This window comes from Flavobacterium pokkalii (genome assembly GCF_014596575.1).
Lineage (GTDB): Bacteria > Bacteroidota > Bacteroidia > Flavobacteriales > Flavobacteriaceae > Flavobacterium > Flavobacterium pokkalii.
Window position 1 is genome coordinate 120,965 of record NZ_NASZ01000005.1, and the last position, 19,090, is coordinate 140,054.

Annotated in this window: 10 protein-coding genes; 5 read left to right on the forward strand and 5 right to left on the reverse strand. The window is 32.5% G+C overall.

The features are described 5' to 3' along the window. The first annotated feature begins 178 nt into the window (after window positions 1–178). Window positions 179–1,426 (forward strand): site-specific integrase, encoded by a 1,248-nt coding sequence (locus B6A10_RS05845; protein WP_188220083.1) that lies wholly within the window; start codon window positions 179–181, stop codon window positions 1,424–1,426. Window positions 1,427–1,686: 260 nt separating this feature from the next. After that, window positions 1,687–1,965: a helix-turn-helix domain-containing protein gene (locus tag B6A10_RS05850; protein WP_188220084.1), complete on the forward strand. Its 279-nt coding sequence runs from the start codon at window positions 1,687–1,689 to the stop codon at window positions 1,963–1,965. Between the two features lie 390 nt (window positions 1,966–2,355). On the opposite strand, the gene rhaT is transcribed toward B6A10_RS05850, so the two are convergent. The 5 genes from rhaT to B6A10_RS05875 all read right to left on the reverse strand — a co-directional run bounded on the left by rhaT (window position 2,356) and on the right by B6A10_RS05875 (window position 9,566). Beyond that, window positions 2,356–3,402 (reverse strand): L-rhamnose/proton symporter RhaT, encoded by a 1,047-nt coding sequence (rhaT, locus tag B6A10_RS05855; protein WP_188220085.1) that lies wholly within the window; start codon window positions 3,400–3,402, stop codon window positions 2,356–2,358. Between the two features lie 43 nt (window positions 3,403–3,445). Then, window positions 3,446–4,591: an alpha-hydroxy acid oxidase gene (locus tag B6A10_RS05860; protein WP_188220086.1), complete on the reverse strand. Its 1,146-nt coding sequence runs from the start codon at window positions 4,589–4,591 to the stop codon at window positions 3,446–3,448. Window positions 4,592–4,601: 10 nt separating this feature from the next. Further along, window positions 4,602–5,975: an FGGY-family carbohydrate kinase gene (locus tag B6A10_RS05865; protein ID WP_188220087.1), complete on the reverse strand. Its 1,374-nt coding sequence runs from the start codon at window positions 5,973–5,975 to the stop codon at window positions 4,602–4,604. 10 nt (window positions 5,976–5,985) lie between these two features. Then, window positions 5,986–7,266: a sugar isomerase gene (locus tag B6A10_RS05870; RefSeq protein WP_188220088.1), complete on the reverse strand. Its 1,281-nt coding sequence runs from the start codon at window positions 7,264–7,266 to the stop codon at window positions 5,986–5,988. 194 nt (window positions 7,267–7,460) lie between these two features. After that, window positions 7,461–9,566 (reverse strand): bifunctional aldolase/short-chain dehydrogenase, encoded by a 2,106-nt coding sequence (locus tag B6A10_RS05875; RefSeq protein ID WP_188220089.1) that lies wholly within the window; start codon window positions 9,564–9,566, stop codon window positions 7,461–7,463. Window positions 9,567–10,048: 482 nt separating this feature from the next. Here B6A10_RS05875 and B6A10_RS05880 point away from each other — a divergent pair, with 482 nt between their 5' ends. From B6A10_RS05880 to B6A10_RS05890, 3 genes are all read left to right on the forward strand, one after another. Then, the gene (locus B6A10_RS05880; protein ID WP_188220090.1) at window positions 10,049–11,101 is read left to right on the forward strand and encodes a GntR family transcriptional regulator; all 1,053 of its coding nucleotides are present in this window, start codon (window positions 10,049–10,051) and stop codon (window positions 11,099–11,101) included. A gap of 176 nt (window positions 11,102–11,277) precedes the next feature. Further along, complete coding sequence (locus tag B6A10_RS05885; RefSeq protein ID WP_188220091.1) at window positions 11,278–15,324, forward strand: hybrid sensor histidine kinase/response regulator transcription factor; 4,047 nt, start codon at window positions 11,278–11,280, stop codon at window positions 15,322–15,324. Between the two features lie 586 nt (window positions 15,325–15,910). After that, window positions 15,911–19,084 (forward strand): SusC/RagA family TonB-linked outer membrane protein, encoded by a 3,174-nt coding sequence (locus tag B6A10_RS05890; protein WP_188220092.1) that lies wholly within the window; start codon window positions 15,911–15,913, stop codon window positions 19,082–19,084. Window positions 19,085–19,090: the final 6 nt, after the last annotated feature.

The window sequence follows — 19,090 nt, forward strand, 5'->3', positions numbered from 1 at the left end:
TTTTGTTTTCCTAAATTTAGGTCCCTTTTAAAGGGATGACATCTTCTAATTCAGTCAGTTTTTTTGTTTGGTATTTTTAAATTCTTGGGGTAATCGAATCTATTTATTGACATAATAGTATCTCCAATATAATTTGAATTTACCAGAAAAGAGATGTTAGATATTAAATTTTGGAAATATGAAAACAATGAACAACACATTTGGGGTATTATTTTATCTTAAAGTACAGAAGGTTTCTTCGCAGGGTAAAATGCCAATTTGCGCAAGGATAACGGTAAATGGTAAGCGTACAGAAATATCAGTAAAGCGCTCAGTAACGGCATCAGAATGGGATAGTAAGAAAGGGATGCCAAGGGGAAGTAGAAAGGAAATCGCTGAGCTTAGTATGTTTCTTAATCAATTCAAGGCGAAAATTATAAGTATATATCAACAGATGCTGCTTGCAGATGTTGTAATAGATGGCTCTGCAATTCGAGAAAAAATGTTGGGTACAGGAAAATTAGCTCCAACATTGCTAACACTTATCGAACATCATAATGAGCAACAGATCCATAAATTGGCTCAGGGTACTATGAAAAATTACTATACAACCCAAAGATATATTAAAAAGTTTCTTATGGAGAAGTACTACAGGGGAGATATCATTCTTTCTGAATTGACCTATAGATTCATATTAGATTTTGAGAGTTATTTATTTAATCATGTCCCGAAAGACCATCAAAAGCCTTTAAATAATAATGGGATTATGAAACATATTGAAAGACTGCGTAAAATGATAAATATGGCCGTATTGTTGGATTGGTTACCCAAAGATCCGTTTTCAAGCTTCAAAAAACATTTTGATAAAGTGGAGCGACAATGCCTGAACAATCGAGAACTCGCAGGATTAGAAAATAAACATTTTGACATCGAACGTTTGAGACATGTTAGGGATATGTTTTTATTCAGTTGTTATACAGGACTTGCTTATATTGACCTTGCTGAACTAACACCAAATAATATTGTTACTGGTGCTGATGGAGAGCTTTGGATATCTACAAGTAGGGTAAAGACTGATACTGGAGTGCGTGTACCTCTATTACCGCAGGCGATTGACTTAATGGAAAAATATAGAGATGATCCAAGGGCGTTAAATAACGGAACCGTTTTTCCTGTAATTTCAAACCAGAGGATGAACGGCTACCTGAAAGAAATTGCAGATCTTTGTGGAATAACAAAAACTTTGACATACCATATCGCGCGTCACACCTTTGCAACGACTATTACGTTGAGCAACGGTGTGCCGATTGAGAGCGTATCTAAAATGTTGGGACATACAAGTATCCGTACCACTCAGATCTATGCGAAGGTAATAGAACGCAAACTTAGTGAAGATATGCGTAATCTTAAACAGCGAATATCTTCCAGTAACTTGCAAGACAAATAAAAGCGACATATAGAAATTTTGACATATACAAGGTGGTTATTTAAGACCACCTTTTACTTTTAGTTGACTTAATCCTCAATTATTTTATTCTTGTTAGCTAACTATGGTGAAAAATATTTTGGTAGTAAATGAGAGTCAAAGTTAGCCAAATGGATCCAATTATATTTGTTCAGGACTGTAGTGGCTTACTTTGCATGTCTAATTATAAACTACCTGATTAATAGGTTCAGATGGTATAAGCTAATAAAAATATCAGAATTATGAACGTGGATCTAATTACAAAGGATGACCTTGAAAAATTTAAAAAAGAATTGTTGGAAGAAATTCGCAGATACCAGCAGTATCCTCGTAAGCAAGGTCAGGAAGCCCGTGTTTGGCTAAAAAGCTATGAAGTTCGTAAACTTTTAAATATTTCAGCAGGAACTCTTCAGAATCTTCGATTGAATGGTACTCTTCCTTATAATAAAATAGGAGGACTTATGTACTACCGTTATGAGGATATTCAAAAATTGATGGATGGAACTAGAAGTGTTAAGTGAAATCCATGAGAAGAAAATTAAGTATAAGTGAATTTGTGTGATCCTGATCACATTTCCCTCTTTGATGTTACTTTAATTTAAAAAGGTATACTATTAAGTGTTTACAACCGAACAAATCTCGAACCATTTTATAGAGGATTTGGAGCAATTAGCGGATATTGATAATAAAGTTTTGTTCATTCAATTTTAAAGTTTTTTTAATTTATTCTAAAATTTATTAAGTTAAAAAATTAGTATAATTTCCTGATTTTTTGAAAATTGAATTAAAAATTTGAAGTTCTGATTTTGAATAAAAAAGCAACCACTGTTAATGGATAAAAATAACAGCAGTTGCTTCAACTAAAAACTAAACTAATCTAAGTTTTAATATAGAGTATTTTTTTAAGATTTTTATATTGAATTACCAATACCTACCAAAACAATAGAAAGTAGAATTAAAGCAATTCCGTATAAAAAGATGCGGAAGGTTTTAGCGGTAACACCTGTCCATTCTTTTAGGATTAATCCCCAAACGTTTGCGGTTAAGATGATGGTTGCCATGTGTACAATCCAAGAACTAGCACCGTTACCTAGTTTACTTTCACCCATTCCATAAAAGAAAAACTGTAAATACCACATGGTTCCTGCTAGACCTGATAACAAAATGTTTCTCACGATAGGTGTTTGCACATTGGTATAATCAACAAAGGTTTTGTTACGGAAATTAAGGAACATACACCATATAAAATTGGTTGTCAATCCACCCCAAAGCAAGACAATATACGTAACATTGTTTTGGAACAAAGGATTGAAACCTTGCGCTACAGCTTCGTCAGCCATGGGTTTCCCTGCTTCGATACCAAAGTTGAAGAATGAACTTAAGATTCCAGAGATAATAGCGATAATTAAACCTTTCACCAAATCAAATTCTTGTTTGTCTAATTCACCACCAGATAGATCTTTTTCTTTCATCATTCCTGCTTTACCAGAGAATGCAATTCCTAAAAGGCAAACAACAACACCTAATAATACTAATTGTCCACCAGAACTGGCGAGCATATCTGATGAAGTCACCTTTCCATCGGTTGGATTAAAATTGTAATATATAGGAGGCACCAAAGCACCAAAAGCTGAACAAAAACCTAATACGATAGAGTTCCCTAAAGACATTCCAAGGTAGCGAACACCCAAACCATAAGTTAGTCCTCCAATTCCCCAGATTACTCCCATAGAATAGGTAAAGGCTTTTACAGAAAAAACAGTTTCTGAGATGATTTCCATGAAATTAGGGACGGTTAAGTAAGCTGCCAATGGAGGTACAATAAGCCATGAAAACAGACCACCAACAATCCAGTAGCTTTCCCAAGCCCATCCTTTCACTCTTTTGAAAGGCATGTAAAAACTACCCGAAGATATTCCTCCGATAGTATGAAAAATAAGACCTAATAATGCTTGCATATTTTTGGTTTTTTAAAATTAATTATGGTTAGAAATAGAATATTTATATCAAATGATTTTTGAATTCTTCAACAGTGGCACAATTCAATTGCTCCATTACCTGTTGTAATTCGGTTTTTAATAATGTCATCGTGTGATCGCCTCCTTTTTTACCAAGGGCAGCCACGCCATACATGAAAGAGCGTCCCATAAAGGTAAACTTCGCTCCACAAGCCATTGCTCTTGCTACATCTGGTCCAGAGCGTACCCCACTGTCCATCATAATTTCGATTTGGTCGCCATATTTAGCCACCAATCGTTTTAATGAATTGATAGCTGATTCACCAGCATCCAATTGACGTCCACCGTGGTTGGAAACGATAATCCCATCAATTCCTAAACGAATCGCTTCTTCGATATCCTCTTCAGAAGCCACCCCTTTCAGCACTAATTTCCCTTTCCACATGTCTCTGATTGGCTTTATTTTAGCCTCATTCAAACGTCCAGAAAAAGTATCGTTCATGAATTTTCCTAATTGTTTTAAATCCAAACCTTTAGGCATATAAGGTAGCAAGTTGGCAAAATTAGGTTGTCCATGAATTAAGGTTTGCATTGCCCATTCTGGTTTGCCCATTACTTGTAAAATATTGGCAACAGACATTTTAGGAGGCATTGCTAAACCGTTACGAACATCTCTAGGTCTGAATCCAAAAGTAGGCACGTCACATAGAATCACCAACACAGGACATTCGGCTGCTGCGGCTCTATTAATCAAAGCATCTCTTAGTTCATCTTTTGCAGGATGATACAATTGAAACCATGCTTTACCTTCTGTGATTTCGCTAACGCGTTCGATATTGCTGGTGGTTACTGTACTTAAGATAAATGGGACATTGTGTTCAAATGCGGCTTTCGCCAAAATTTCAGTAGCATTCGGCCACATTAATCCTTGGAGTCCCACAGGAGCTACACCAAAAGGCGCGTCGTATTCGATACCAAATAATTTGGTTTTCATGCTCGAACCTTGATGGTCTCTAAGGTAATTTGGTTTTAGTTGTACTTCTCTTAATTCCGAAGTATTTCTATGTAAATTAACATCTTCGTTACAACCTCCGTCAAGATACTCAAAAGCAAATTTTGGTATCTTTTTTTGCGCTTGTTTTCTTAAGTCGTCTATCGAAGGGTAACTAGAGTCTAATTGTGATGCCATAATAGCTTTTTTAATTGATTATAAAAGGAACGTGTTTTTTGAGCGAATAATTTTCTTTCAAAAACTTAGAGTTCAATTTGGTGTCCGAGATAGAAATAGCTGCTCCAAGTGCTGAGCCTAACGAAGAATTCGTAGAACGAAGCACCATATCTCTTAGATAATGAGATAATAGTTTGATAAATACATCATTATCACTAAAACCACCATCGACAAAGAGTTTCTTTATTTTGGTGTTTCCAGCGGCTCTCTTGATGCTTTGTACTTGCAATAAAACCAATTCAATCATCAAGTGATGGTAGGCCTCTTTGAAATTATCATAAATAATCTCTGTTTTTGCAGGCATGTTAGCATCTTCGATAGCATTCCATCTGAAACAGTATTTGAAATCCTTTTTGATTTTATGATACAAATTAGAGTCAAATAAAACGGTTTTATGATAGTCATGCGCTAAACCAAAATGATCAGCTAAGGCATGCACTTGATGTGTGTATTCATTCCCTAATAACAATCGAGCTGATTTCACGGGTTTACCGTTAATTCGCATATAATTGATACAGTCGTCTTGAATGTCTTTTACCGTTAACGTTTTATCTGAAAAAGGATTCAGAGAAACGCTCCATGTTCCTGTAGAGACTAAAATAAACGGTTCTTTAGAACTACGTACATAAGGTAATAAAGCCGAAGAACTATCGTGAATTCCTACCCCAATTTTAATTCTTTTTCCGTTGTAGTTCATATTGATACTCGTCTCGGTAGAAACAATAGGAGGGAGGATTTTGTGAATTTCTTCTTCGTACACCCAAGAGTGATAATCTTTCTTTTCATAATCCCAAAGTGCGGTATGACAACCAATGCTGGTGTACTCGCTCAACGGGATTCCAGTAAAGATATAACTCATATATTGTGGCAAGTGCAACGAGTATTTGATTTTTTTGAATACTTCAGGCTTGGTATGTTTTAACCAATACAATTGCATTCCTGAATTTAACATACCAGAATTAGTTGAGCCTGTTTTAGCCGAAAATTCCATTTCAGGCCCATATTTTTCATAGAACGAAGCGATTAACGCTTCGTCCATGGGTTTAGTATAATTGTAAAGAGGAGTTACTAGTTCGCCATTTTCATCCAAATGAACAAAACTAGCGCCGTAGGTAGAGAAATTGATGGCTTTGACATCGTATTCCTGTGCCTCTAATATTCTATGAAATAATTCTTTGAGCCATTTATGTAAAGCTACGATGTCTTCGGTAGGAAAGCCATCTTCGTCCTGAATTTCATCAAATTTTATGTATTCGCGATACACTTCCTTGAAGTCTTTATCAAAGAGGAAGAATTTTTTATTGGTTTTTCCAATATCAAAAACAGCAGTTACTTTTTGTTTCATTATTATTTAATTATAGACCTGTTGCTACTGAATTACGACCTCTTTCTTTGATTAAACCATTTCTAACATCTAAAGAACGGAAGGCATTGATAGGGCTAATGACACCACCTCTGTTCAATCTTGCTTTTTCAAGCAATGGTCTCACATCTGTTCTGTAGGCACCTTGCAAAATTTCTTGGCATTTTATTACATCATGAGCTAGTTGTGCTGCTTTTAAAGCTGCTTGGTCTACTAATAATGCTTTAGCAAATGCTTCTTGAATAGCCTCCAATGATTGGATTAAATCTTCCAAAGGATCTTTTACGTTATGACTCGCATCAATCATCCAAGCTAAGTCTGGATTTTGTGGGTTGTTAGCCATTCCGTACACCAATTCGTTAAAAATTAAGAATAAAGCATAAGGTTTGATACTTCCAGCAGTTAAATCGTCATCACCGTATTTACTATCGTTGAAGTGGAAACCACCTAATTTTCCTTTTAACATCAAAATGGAAACGATTTGTTCAATATTGCTGTTTGGTAAATGGTGTCCTAAATCGACTAATGATAAAGCTTTTTCACCACATTCGTTAGCCAACATATACGAAGTTCCCCAGTCTTGAATAACAGTAGAGTAGAAGTTAGGTTCGTATGGTTTGTATTCGATTAACATTTTCCAGTCTTCAGGTAATCCTTTGTAGATGTCTTTTAAACTGTCTTGTGTATTTTGTAAAGCTGCTTGAAAGTTGTTTTGTCCTGGGAAACAAGATCCATCCGCTAACCAAACTGTTAATGCTTTTGAGCCTAATTTGTTACCAATGTTGATTACATCAATATTGTGTTGGATGGCTTGTTCTCTTACCTCTTTTTCAATATTACTTAACGAACCGTATTTGTAGCTGTATTTAGAGTCTTTTTGATCTTGAAACGTATTCGAGTTTACTGCATCAAATTTGATGTCTAATGATTGTGCCAATTCTTTAACAGCATTGTAATCTTGCGGTACATCCCATGGAATGTGTAAAGAAACCGCACCAGCAGTTTGTGTTAAAGAGTGGATTAATCCAATATCTTCAATTTTTTGTTCCAAAGAAGAAGGTTCTCCGTAGAAAGAAAAACGTCCAAAACGTGTTCCTCCAGCTCCCAATGCCCAGCTTGGGATAGCAATTTGAAAGTCAGCCAATTTAGAAAGGATAGCCTCTACATTGTGACCGTTTTGTGTTAATTTATTAGCTAAAAAGTCAAAGTTTTCTTTATGAGAACCTAGACCAGCTTTATTAAAATCCTGAATTTGTTCAGTGGTTATTTTCATAATAGTATTTTTATATAAGTCGAAAGTGAAAAGTCTAAGGTCGAAAGAAAAAAAAGAACTGAGACAGCTACAATATTTTAAAAATTTCGACTTTAGAACCAAAATGATTAGGTACTAAGTTTCTAATTTTCTAAGTTTTGTTGACTAAAGTTATAGTCTCTGAGTATCTTAGGAACTTAGTACCTTAAAAGTTTTTATCTTACAAAAGCATTGGCCATTCCACCATCAACATTGATGATGTTACCTGTAGATTTGTCTAATAAACCTACTAATGCAAATACACCCGTAGCAATATCATCTGGAGTGATGATTTCGTTTAATAAGTTTCTTTTAGCGTAGAATGCTGGTAATTCTTCAACGGTAATTCCGTTTGCTTTAGCTCTTCCTTCAGCCCAAGCTCCTTCCCAGATTTTGCTGCCTACAATAACTCCGTCAGGATTTACCGTATTTACTCTTACTTTGTCTTTTGCTAATTCTGCAGCTAACAAACGTACCATGTGTTGTTGCGCTGCTTTTGCAGTTCCGTAAGCTACATTGTTTGGTCCAGCTACTAAACCATTTTTACTAGCAATAGCAATATAATCACCACCCAAACCTTGTTTACGAACGATTTCAGTAAATTGTTTTGCTAAATCAAATTGTCCTTTTACAAGGATACTTTGTAGAATATTCCAGTCTTTTTCAGTTGTATCTTCGATAGATTTAGAAATTGCTAATCCCGCACTGTGTACGATGATGTCCACACCTCCAAATTCAATAACCGCTTTTTTGTATGCAGATGCAATAGAATCAATATTGGTTACATCACAAACTGCATAGGTTGAAACGTCTCTTTTATACGTAGCATTCGCTTCGATAAGTGCTTGTTCATTGATGTCAGTAAGGACTACATTAGCTCCATTTGCTGCTAATTTATCAGCAATCGCTTTACCAATTCCTCCACCTGCTCCAGTAACTAAGGCTACTTTACGAGACAAAGCCGCTTCTTTTGGCATACGAGATAATTTAGCTTCTTCTAGCAACCAATATTCAATATCAAAAGCCTCTTGTCTTGGTAATGAAGTGTAGGCTGTAATCGCTTCAGCACCACGCATTACGTTGATCGCATTGATGTAAAATTCGCTTGCAACTCTAGTAGTTTGTTTGTCTTTTGAAAAACTAAACATACCTACTCCTGGATAAATAATGATCACAGGGTTTGGATCACGCATAGCTGGGCTATTGCTTTTCTTGCAAATTTCGTAGTAGTTTTTGTATTCTGCTCTATAGGCCTCAAATGCAGGCTCTAATTTTTTAAGAATAGCGTCCGAATCAGATAAATCTTCATTTGGATCTAAAGTCAATACTAAAGGTTGGATTTTAGTTCTCAAGAAATGGTCAGGGCAAGAAGTACCCATAGGCGCTAAACGCTCTAAGTCATTACTGTTAATGTATTCCATGACCACATCACTATCAGAGAAATGTCCAATCATTCTTTTTTCAGATGAACATAGACCTCTTAATAAAGGCATGATTTGCGCTGCTTTTTCAAGACGCGCTTCTTTAGGTAAGCTTTGTACTTTTTGTCCACCAAAAACACTTCCTTTTTCAGCAATTTTTTTCTCAATATATTCAGAAGCCATTTCGATAACCTCTAAACTGTTGATATAGCACTCATAAGAAGTATCTCCCCAAGTAAACAAACCGTGAGAACCTAAAACGATTCCTCTGATTCCAGGGTTATCTGCTAAACATTTTTCTAATTGTAATCCTAAGTCGAAACCAGGACGTTGCCAAGGCACCCATCCCATGGTGTCACCCCAAATTTCTTTGGTTACTTTTTCGCTATCAGCAGCAGCTGCCACAGCAATCAAAGCATCAGGATGCAAGTGGTCAATATGTGCAAACGGCAATAATCCGTGCAAAGGCGTATCGATAGAAGGTGCTTTACTGTCTAAGTCATAGATACAGTGATCAAAAAGTCTTACCATACGGTCTTCATCTTCTAGTCCACCGTACACTTTTTTCAAGTCACGTAATCTATCTGTGTATAATCCAGCGATTCCAGCTCTAGTCAAAGTTCCAATATCACCACCAGAACCTTTTACCCACATTACTTCAACATTTGAATTGGTTAAAGGGTCTTTTTCGATAGTTTTACAGCTTGTGTTTCCACCACCATAATTAGTTATTCTAAGGTCTGCACCTAAAATGTTTGAGCGATATAAAAATAAAGCTACTTGATCATCTCCTAAAGCATTTGCTTTGTCATTATCCCACAGGTAATTAACGTGGTTGAATTTTTTTACTGCTGTATCCATAAAATGTTTTTAATGTGTTTTCAGCAAATTTATATTATGTATTAAGTTCATCTATCCTGTTTTGTACTGTAGTATGGGGAGTTTTTTTTAAAACGTTTTTTTATTCTTATAAAAAAATGTTGGTTTTAGAAAAAAGCTATTCCTCAAAAAAGATTTTAAAAATATATTTTCAATCAGAAATTAATAAAATGGTAAAAGTTTAAAAATTATAGTATGTATATTTTATTTTTTACTTTTTTTTAATTCATAAAAAATAAGCCTAATTTTTTTTAAACCAAAATTGACTTAACATTTACTTAACTTGTTATCGATTATTTTTCTTATCAAAGTGTAAATTGAAAGAAAAAACCTTAAAAATAAATAGTTTTTACCAATGAATCATTAAAAATGGAATTTTTGACCCCTTTAATTGGTACTTTTTGATTCTTATAACCCTTTAAATTGCACTCAAGATTTAGTTAAACTTTAAAACTTGATGTTGTATGAAACTGTTAAATTATATTGATATTAATAAAAATTCGAGAGTGCCAATGTATAAACAGATAGTAGATTCGGTTATGAATAATATTTCTAATGGGAATATTGTATTAAACGATAAATTACCATCAATCAATACAATTAGTGAAGATTTTAATTTATCACGAGATACAGTAGAGAAGGCTTATAGTATTTTAAGAGAAAGAAAAATAATTATTTCAATTCCTAGAAGAGGTAATTATGTGGCTAATGTCGATACCAATCATAATTTGCGAATTTTATTTTTAATAAGTAAGATGAGCTCTTATAAAATGAATATATATAATTCATTTTTAAATGTAGTCGGTATCAATTCTAAAATAGATTTAATTATATATCATTGTGATGAGTTAATATTTCTCAATTCATTAAAAAATTGTATGGGTATGTATGATTATTATGTTGTAATGCCACACTTTAAGAATGATAAATTACAGCATGCCAGCTTTACGGAAGCTACATTAAAAGCTATAAATAATATACCTAAAAACAAATTATTAATTTTAGATAATATTATGCCTCCCTTACTCGAAGATATTGATGTTTCGGCAGTTTATCAAGAATATGATAATGACATATACGAAGCCTTAAAAAAGGGGATTAATAAAATTAACAAGTATAAAAAAATTGCATTAATATATCCGGAAAAGTCTGTATATCCATATCCAAGAAGAATTTTACATGGCTTTAGGAAATTTTGTTTAGAAAATGAAATGGATTTTGAAATTCTTAATGGTGTTTGTGATGATATGGTTTTTAAAAGAGGGGATTTATTTATAGCTATAGAAGAATCGGATTTGGTTGAATTAATGAATCAGATTAGAGAAAACGAATTGGAGTTGGGAGAAGAAGTGGGGGTTATTTCATATAATGATACTCCACTTAAGAATTTATTAGGGATTGCTACTATAAGTACTGATTTTAAGATAATGGGAGAAACTGCAGCTCAAATGATTTTAAATAATGAAAAAGCAAAATTTAAGGTTCCGTTTAAATTTATAGATAGGAAGTCTATATAAATTTTTGGGGCATAAAGAAAAATTAACTTAAGAGGTTTGGAAAGTTATAGGAAATATTTTTTAGGATTATTACTTGGATTTTATAGGATTTCAAAGTGAATAATAGTTTTATATGTGAATTCTTTATTTTACTTTTACATTATATCTTTTTAAAATCCTTATTATTTCAATAAATAATGTCTAAACTATACGTTTTTTTCTTTCTTTTTTGTTACACATGGCTTGGATTTTCTCAAAATGATATATATAAGTTTAAGCATTTATCTACAGCCGATGGTTTGTCTCAAAATTCTGCAATAACCATTATTCAAGATGATTTAGGTCAAGTATGGATTGGAACTAGAGATGGATTAAATAAATACGATGGTTCTAAATTTACCATTTACAGACATAATAGAGCCAATCCCTTATCAATCAGTAACAGTGATATTCTTTGTTTAAAACAAGATAGTGATGGCTATATTTGGGTAGGAACAGCCATAGGCTTGAACAAGTACAACCCCCAGAATGATTCGTTCAAGACGTATTTTACAAATAAAGAGAAAACGACCCTTAGAGACAATACCATTTGGGCTATAAAAGAATTGTCAAATAAGGAGTTGTGGGTAGGGACTCCATCGGGACTATCCATTTATGATAAAGCTCAGGATTCTTTTAAATCGGTATCTTCTGAAGGGTTAATATTATCCATTTTTGAAAATAAGAAAGGGAAAGTTTTTATTGGTACTAAAAATGGTTTGAAACAACTTGTCAACAAATCCCGTACTGAATACCAGTTTAAAACAATTAAGGGAACTGAAAATTTTAATATTCTGGATATCATTGAAAGCCCTACTGGGAATTTGTTATTAGGAACAAGAATGCAAGGGCTTTTAGAATACAATACCGTTACCGGTGTAGTTTCCCCTTATTTAAAAGAACTGAAAAATACCCATAAAAATGTAAGACAAATGCTTTTTGATGATAAAGGCAAACTTTGGGTGGGTACTTACGGCGGGCTTTTAGTAGTTGATAAAAACAAAAATATACGACTCTTTAATAGTAATATTAATGACAATGAATCTATTAATGATGATTTTATTAAATTTTTATTTAAGGATAAAAAAGGATCTATTTGGATTGGGACTTATAATGGTGGTATCGGTATTTGGGATGAATCCAATGTGAATTTTATTAATATTACTCAAAAACCGGGAAACTTGGGGTTGGGTTTTAAGGTGGTGAGCTCCATAGTGAGTTATAAGGATTATTTTCTTTTTGGTACAGAAGGAGGAGGGGTTTCTATTGTTAATAAGAAAACCAAGTCCATCGAACATTTAAACACTAAAAATACACCAGCTTTTTTAAGTGACAATATAAAAACCTTGTTTGTTACGAAAGACAATAATCTTTGGATTGGAACCTTTGAAGATGCATTTGTGGTGTATAATTTGGAATCCAAAAAAATAACTACTTCGTTACACAGCCAATTATTTAATTATTTACAAGGTATTGGTGTCTATTTTATCAGAGAAGATAGTAATGGCGATTTGCTATTGGGAACCATTGGAAAAGGATTAGTTAGGTATAATCCGACGACTAAATCGATAAAGGCAATTAACTTTGAATCAAAACCTAAAGGATTAATTGTTGGTATTGTAAGGTCTATAAAAATTGACTCTAAAGGAAATATTTGGGTGAGTACCATTAGGGGATTGAATCTTATCGACCGCAAAGGGAATATAAAAGACTATTTTTTTGATAAAGAATCGCAAATTGGCTATAGCGTTACCTCTGTTTTTGAAGATTCTAAAGGTCAAATCTGGGCAACGACAGAAGGCGATGGGCTTTTTAAAATGGTCAATAATCAATTTAAAGCTGTTGATGTAAAAATAGGAAATGCAACTCCAGTGAATGGGGTTAGATGTATCATTGAAGATGCAAAAGGTAATTTTTGGATGAGTACCGTTAATCAAGGCATTATTTATTTTAATCCTGTCAATAATATAGTTTTAGCCAGTTATACCCGAAAAGAAGGTTTAGGAAGTAATCAGTATAATAATAATGCTAGTTTACGAGTGGACGATTCCAAGTTCTTTTTTGGAGGTCCTTCAGGTGCAGTTTATTTTGATGCCAACAACTTGGTAAAAAACACCTATTCGCCTCAGGTTATTATTACCGATTTTAAGGTAAAAAATAAGTCAATTGGTGTTAACGATAAAAGTAAATTACTTACTAAAACAATCACATTTACCGAAGAAATTGAACTGTCCTACGAACAAGGTAATTTTAATATCAGTTTTTCTATCCCCAATTTTATTAATTCGAGTAGTAACCACTATCAATATCGTTTGAAAGGTTTGGAAAAAGATTGGAACGAAACCACACAAAATTCGGTTTCCTATACCATTCAAAATCCAGGAAATTATACATTTGAAGTAAAGGGGATCAATAATGATGGTGTTTCAAATAGTAAACCAACTCAATTAAAAATTAGAGTAAATCCTGCACCTTGGAGAACATGGTGGGCTTTTTTAATTTATGGGATTTTTATATTCAGTAGTTTGTATTATTTATTAAACATTTTAAAGTCAAAAACAGAACTTAAACATCAATTATATTTGGAAAAGATTGAAGCTGAGCAAACAAAAAAAATCAATAAAGCTAAACTTGAATTTTTTACAAATATTTCTCATGAGTTTCGAACACCTTTAACTTTAATTTTGGGGCCTTTACATCAGATATTAGAAGATTATAAAGGTAGTAGCTTGATGTATAAAAAATTAAAAGTTATAGAAAGTAGTGCTAATCATTTATTACAATTGATTAACCGTTTGATGGATTTTAGAAAAGTAGAAAACGAATTAGTAAAATTAGAATCTGCCGAAGGAAATATTGTTAAGTTTTTAAAAGAAATTTATTTGTCTTTTACAGAGTATGCTAAAGATGGAAATTATGAATATAATTTTTATACTCCATCAGAGTACATTATGGTTTATTATGATCGATATAAATTAGAGAGAGTATTTTATAATTTAATATCTAATGCATTTAGATATACTCCTAAAAATGGCAAAATAACGATTAGAATTATTGAAGAAGGTGGGAAAATTAAAGTTCAAGTTGAAGATTCAGGTGTAGGTATTGCAAAGGAATATCAAGATAAAATATTTCAACGGTTTTTTGAAGTAGCAGCTAATAAAAAACCAGATAATGATTACAATAAAGGTACAGGAATTGGTTTGTCTATAGTTAAAAGTATTGTTGATTTACATAAAGGAAAAATTTCTGTAAAGAGTAATGAGAATGATGAAGGATCTGTTTTTACGGTAGAATTGTTATTAGGTAGAGAACATTTGTTAGATTCTGAAATAATTCCTGATTTTAAATTTAGTGATGATTTGTCACAATATGTAGATCAGCTGGAAGAACAAACTGTTTTACTTGAAGAAGATGTGCTGGATAATGTTTTTTTAAGTGAAAAACCAAACATTCTTTTAGTAGAAGATAATAAGCAGTTACGAAAATTTATACGGAATTTATTAAAGCAGGATTATAATGTTTTAGAGGCAGAAAACGGAAAAGTAGCGTACACAATTGCACAAAAGGAACAAATTGATCTTATTGTGAGTGATGTTATTATGCCTGTAATGACTGGTACTGAATTGTGTTCTTTGATAAAAGAAGATATAAAAACAAGTCATATTCCATTTATATTATTAACCTCTCGTTCTTCTTTAATTTATAAGTTGGAAGGTCTTGAAAAAGGAGCTGATGATTACATAAGCAAACCTTTTAATGTAGTTGAATTTAAACTAAGGATTAAGAATTTATTAGCTTCAGTCTTTCGTTTAAAGCAAAAGATGTCTTCTGTTGATCAATTGAATCAAGATGAACTTGTTTTATCTTCTTTAGATCAGGAATTATATAAAAAAGCAATACAAGTTGTGGAGAACAACCTTGGAAATGAGCAATTTGATGTTTTGTTTTTTTGTGAAGAACTAGGAGTGAGTAGAACTGTTTTATTTAGAAAAATCAAAGCATGGACAGGTTTTACGCCAAATGATTTCATTCAGCATATCAGGTTAAAAAGAGGTGCTTTGCTGTTGGAGCAAGGGAAAATAAATATTTCTCAAATTAGTTATAAAATTGGTTTTAAAAATCCAAAATACTTTAGTAAATGTTTTCGTGAAAAATTCGGAAAAACTCCTTCTGAATATGCTAAAACTTTTATGGATGAATAATATGTTGAAAGAATAGGTGATTTGTATTAAAGTCTGTCGTATAAATATATGAACCAGTCATGATTTTGTGACTGGTTTTTTTGTATATAAAGTTAAGTTTTTAACAAGTAATTGTATTGATTTGTATGTTTTTAGTAGTTTTTTATTACAAAAAAAAACAAAATGGTACTTTTGGATACCTAAATTGATACTTGTCAAATGTCTTATTAACCTAATTTTATCTTGAAATTAATTATCAAAATTTTGAGTTAAACATGAGAATTAAACATACAAAATCTTTTGAGCTACTAATAATACTTTTCGTTGTAGTTATGGTGTTAATTATTTTTTATTTTATATAATTTTTACAAAACGTATTTCAAATTAATTAAGAAGTTGGGTTATGAATATAAAACAATAATTTGGAATAATCTACAACAAGATTTATTAAAGTGTAAACAAATTGAATTTTATATATAGTTTCAAAATAATTTTTATACCATACAGAACAGGACAGGATTAATTTCTTTATGTTTTAAAATTGTACTGTTTTAAAAGATGGTGATTTTTGTCAATCTAATAAAATTAACCAATAAAAAATTAATTTATGCTAAAACCAAAACTAATTATGAAACGAAAAGTGAAAAGAAAGAACGGAGTTTCTGGGTTAGAATTATTGCTGTTAATGTTGTTTTTAACATTTTCAGCCTCTAATTTATTTGCCCAAGATAAAATTTCAGGAGTTGTAAAAGACAACGCAGGCCTTCCAATACCAGGTGTGAATGTGTTAATAAAAGGTACAACTACAGGTGTTCAAACAGATTTTGATGGTCGTTACTCAATAGTATTGACTAATGGAGCTAAATCTTTATTATTTAATTATGTAGGTTATAAAAACCAAGAAATCCTCATTGGAGATAAAAAAGTTATTAATGTAACCTTAGTAGACAATACAGAAGATTTAAACGAAGTTGTAGTTATTGGGTATCAAAAAGTTGAAAGAGAAAAAGTTTTAGGTTCAATTGCTACTGTTAAGTCTGAGTCTATTGAAAAATCAGCGCCTATTGATGTTTTGCAAGGGGTTCAGGGGAAAGTAGCTGGAGTTCAAATATTATCTAACAATGGACCAGGAGAAGGGTTTGATATCAGGATTAGAGGTATTGGCTCTATAAATGGATCAACAAGTCCTCTGTATGTAGTAGATGGTCAACAAACTTTTAATATAGATAACTTAAATCCAAGTGATATTGAAAGTTTTGAAATTTTAAAAGATGGAGCAACTACAGCGCCTTATGGTGCTCAAGGGGCAAATGGAGTTGTAGTAATAACTACAAAATCAGGAAAAAAGGGAGAAATTAAAATTGATGCAACTGCTGTATCAGGAATCAATTCTTTGGTGGGTGCCGTGCCTGTTGCTAATGCAAGACAAAGAATTTATATGGAAAGAACGTTAGATGGAGGTAATACTAATTTAACAAGGTTAGATTCTTTAAATTTAGGATACAGACAGTCTCCAGATAATCAGAAATTAATTACAAGGTCTGGTTTGAGATATCAAGCTAATGTGTCGTTGAGTGGAGGTGGTGATAAATCTAGCTTTTATTGGAATACGGGTTATTTAAAACAAGAAGGTGTGGTGCTTAATAGTGATTTTAAAAGGTTAAGTACTCGTTTGAAATTAGATTTAAAGCCTACTCAAAAATTTAATGTGGGAACAGTGGTTAATATGTCATTTGAAGAAACAAATGGGATTAGTTCAGGTGCTGTACTGGGGAATGCATTAAATAGGATTCCTTATATTACAGTTTATGAGCCTAATGGAGATTTGTCTCCAACCCCTACAAGTTACAATGGTTCAGCAAATCCAGTACAACAATTGTTGCTCCGTAAGCAAGCTAAGAGAGCTTACAAGTTCAATATTTTTAATTATGCTGAATATAAAATTTTACCTCAGTTAACATTAAAATCTACTTTAGGGTTAAACATGAGTTATATAAAAGATGAAGAGTATTCTCCTAAAGCGCTTTTAGTGGGTGGTGGGACTTCTACTGATTCTCGTTCTACTGCTGGTGAAAAACATGCTTTGGCGTATAATGTACAACAAGATAATTTCTTGAATTTTAATCAAAAATGGGGAAAACACAGTTTATCTGCTTTTGGAGGTATGCAAATACAGGCTTTAAGATTCGAAACTTTGGGGGTTAGTACATCCTTGTCTAATGATTTAATTACGACATTAAATAATTCTAATTTAGATTATCTAGTTCCTCAGTTCTCAAATTCAAATAGAGATCAAACTGAAAATTATAGTCAAGGTCAATTTTCTTTATTTACAGGATTTAACTATGATTATAATAATAAATATTTGGTGGGTGCTACTATGCGTAGAGATGGTTCTTCTAAATTTGGACCAAGCAATAAATATGGTTATTTCCCTTCAGGATCAATTGGTTGGAGAGTAAGTAAGGAGAGTTTTATGAAGAATATAAACGCTATCGATAACCTATTAATCAGAGCAAGTTATGGTATTGTGGGTAATGACAGAATTCAAGATTTTCAATTCCAAAATCAATCACTTCCAAATGGTCTTTATAATGGAGTGCTTGGAATAAATCCAGATGTTGTTGGGAATCCTAATATTAAATGGGAATCAACAGCTTCATCAAATATTGGTTTTGATTTAGCAATGTTTAAACGTAGATTAAATATTACAGTTGATACATGGTTGAAGGATACCAAAGATTTGTTAGTTCAAACCCGAATTCCTCAAGAGTCAGGTTTCCAATCGATTCAGGAAAATAGAGGAGTAATTAGAAATAAAGGTTTAGATTTTTCTGTAAATGGAACTATTATTAAATCAAAGGATTTTACATGGGATGCAGGATTTAATATTGGGTTTTTAAATAATAAGGTGACTAAATTAGATGCTCCTATTATAAATGGAGTATCAATTATTGAGCAAGGGCAACCTATTGGTAATTTCACAGGTTACAAACAAAACGGTATATACCAATACGATGAATCGAATGCTTATAATCCAGACACAGGTGAGCGTTTATATCCTAATTTTGATGCAAATGGTTTCTTTTTGGGAAGTTATAATACAAAGAATGGTCAAATTTATACAGGTTCAATTAGACAATTGACTTATAATAATAATGTATTAAAAGGAGGAGATTATATTTGGGAAGACACTAATAATGATGGTAAAGTAACTTCTGATGATATTCAAATTTTAGGAAATGGAATCGCTACTACCTATGGTGGTTTAACCCAGGATTTTAAATACAAAAATTTCACTCTTGGTGTGCTTTTCGATTATAGTTTTGGAAATGAAATTTATAGACGCTACGATCATGACAGAAATAGTTTTAGAGCGGGTACCATTACACCTTCCCCTGACCGTATCGATCAAGCATGGTCTCAACAAGGAGATATCGCTACTTATCCAGTAATTGCAAGTGCATCAAGTCGCCCTCAAAATAGATTTGATTTTGCTAATAACACAGCAAATAGTTTATATATTGAAGATGGTGCTTTTATCAAATGGAGATATGTTCGAATGGGGTATAATTTTTCTAAAGAGGTTCTTAATTCATTTAATATTGGATTAAATGCTTTAACATTAAATCTTCAAGTAAATAATATTATGACTTGGACTAATTATTCAGGTTATAATCCAGAGTTTGGTAATAGAGATAGTCTTTTGCAACCAAGTGTGGATAATTTAAGATATCCAAGTGATAGAGAAATAATATTAAGTTTAAGAGTACAATTTTAACAGTGA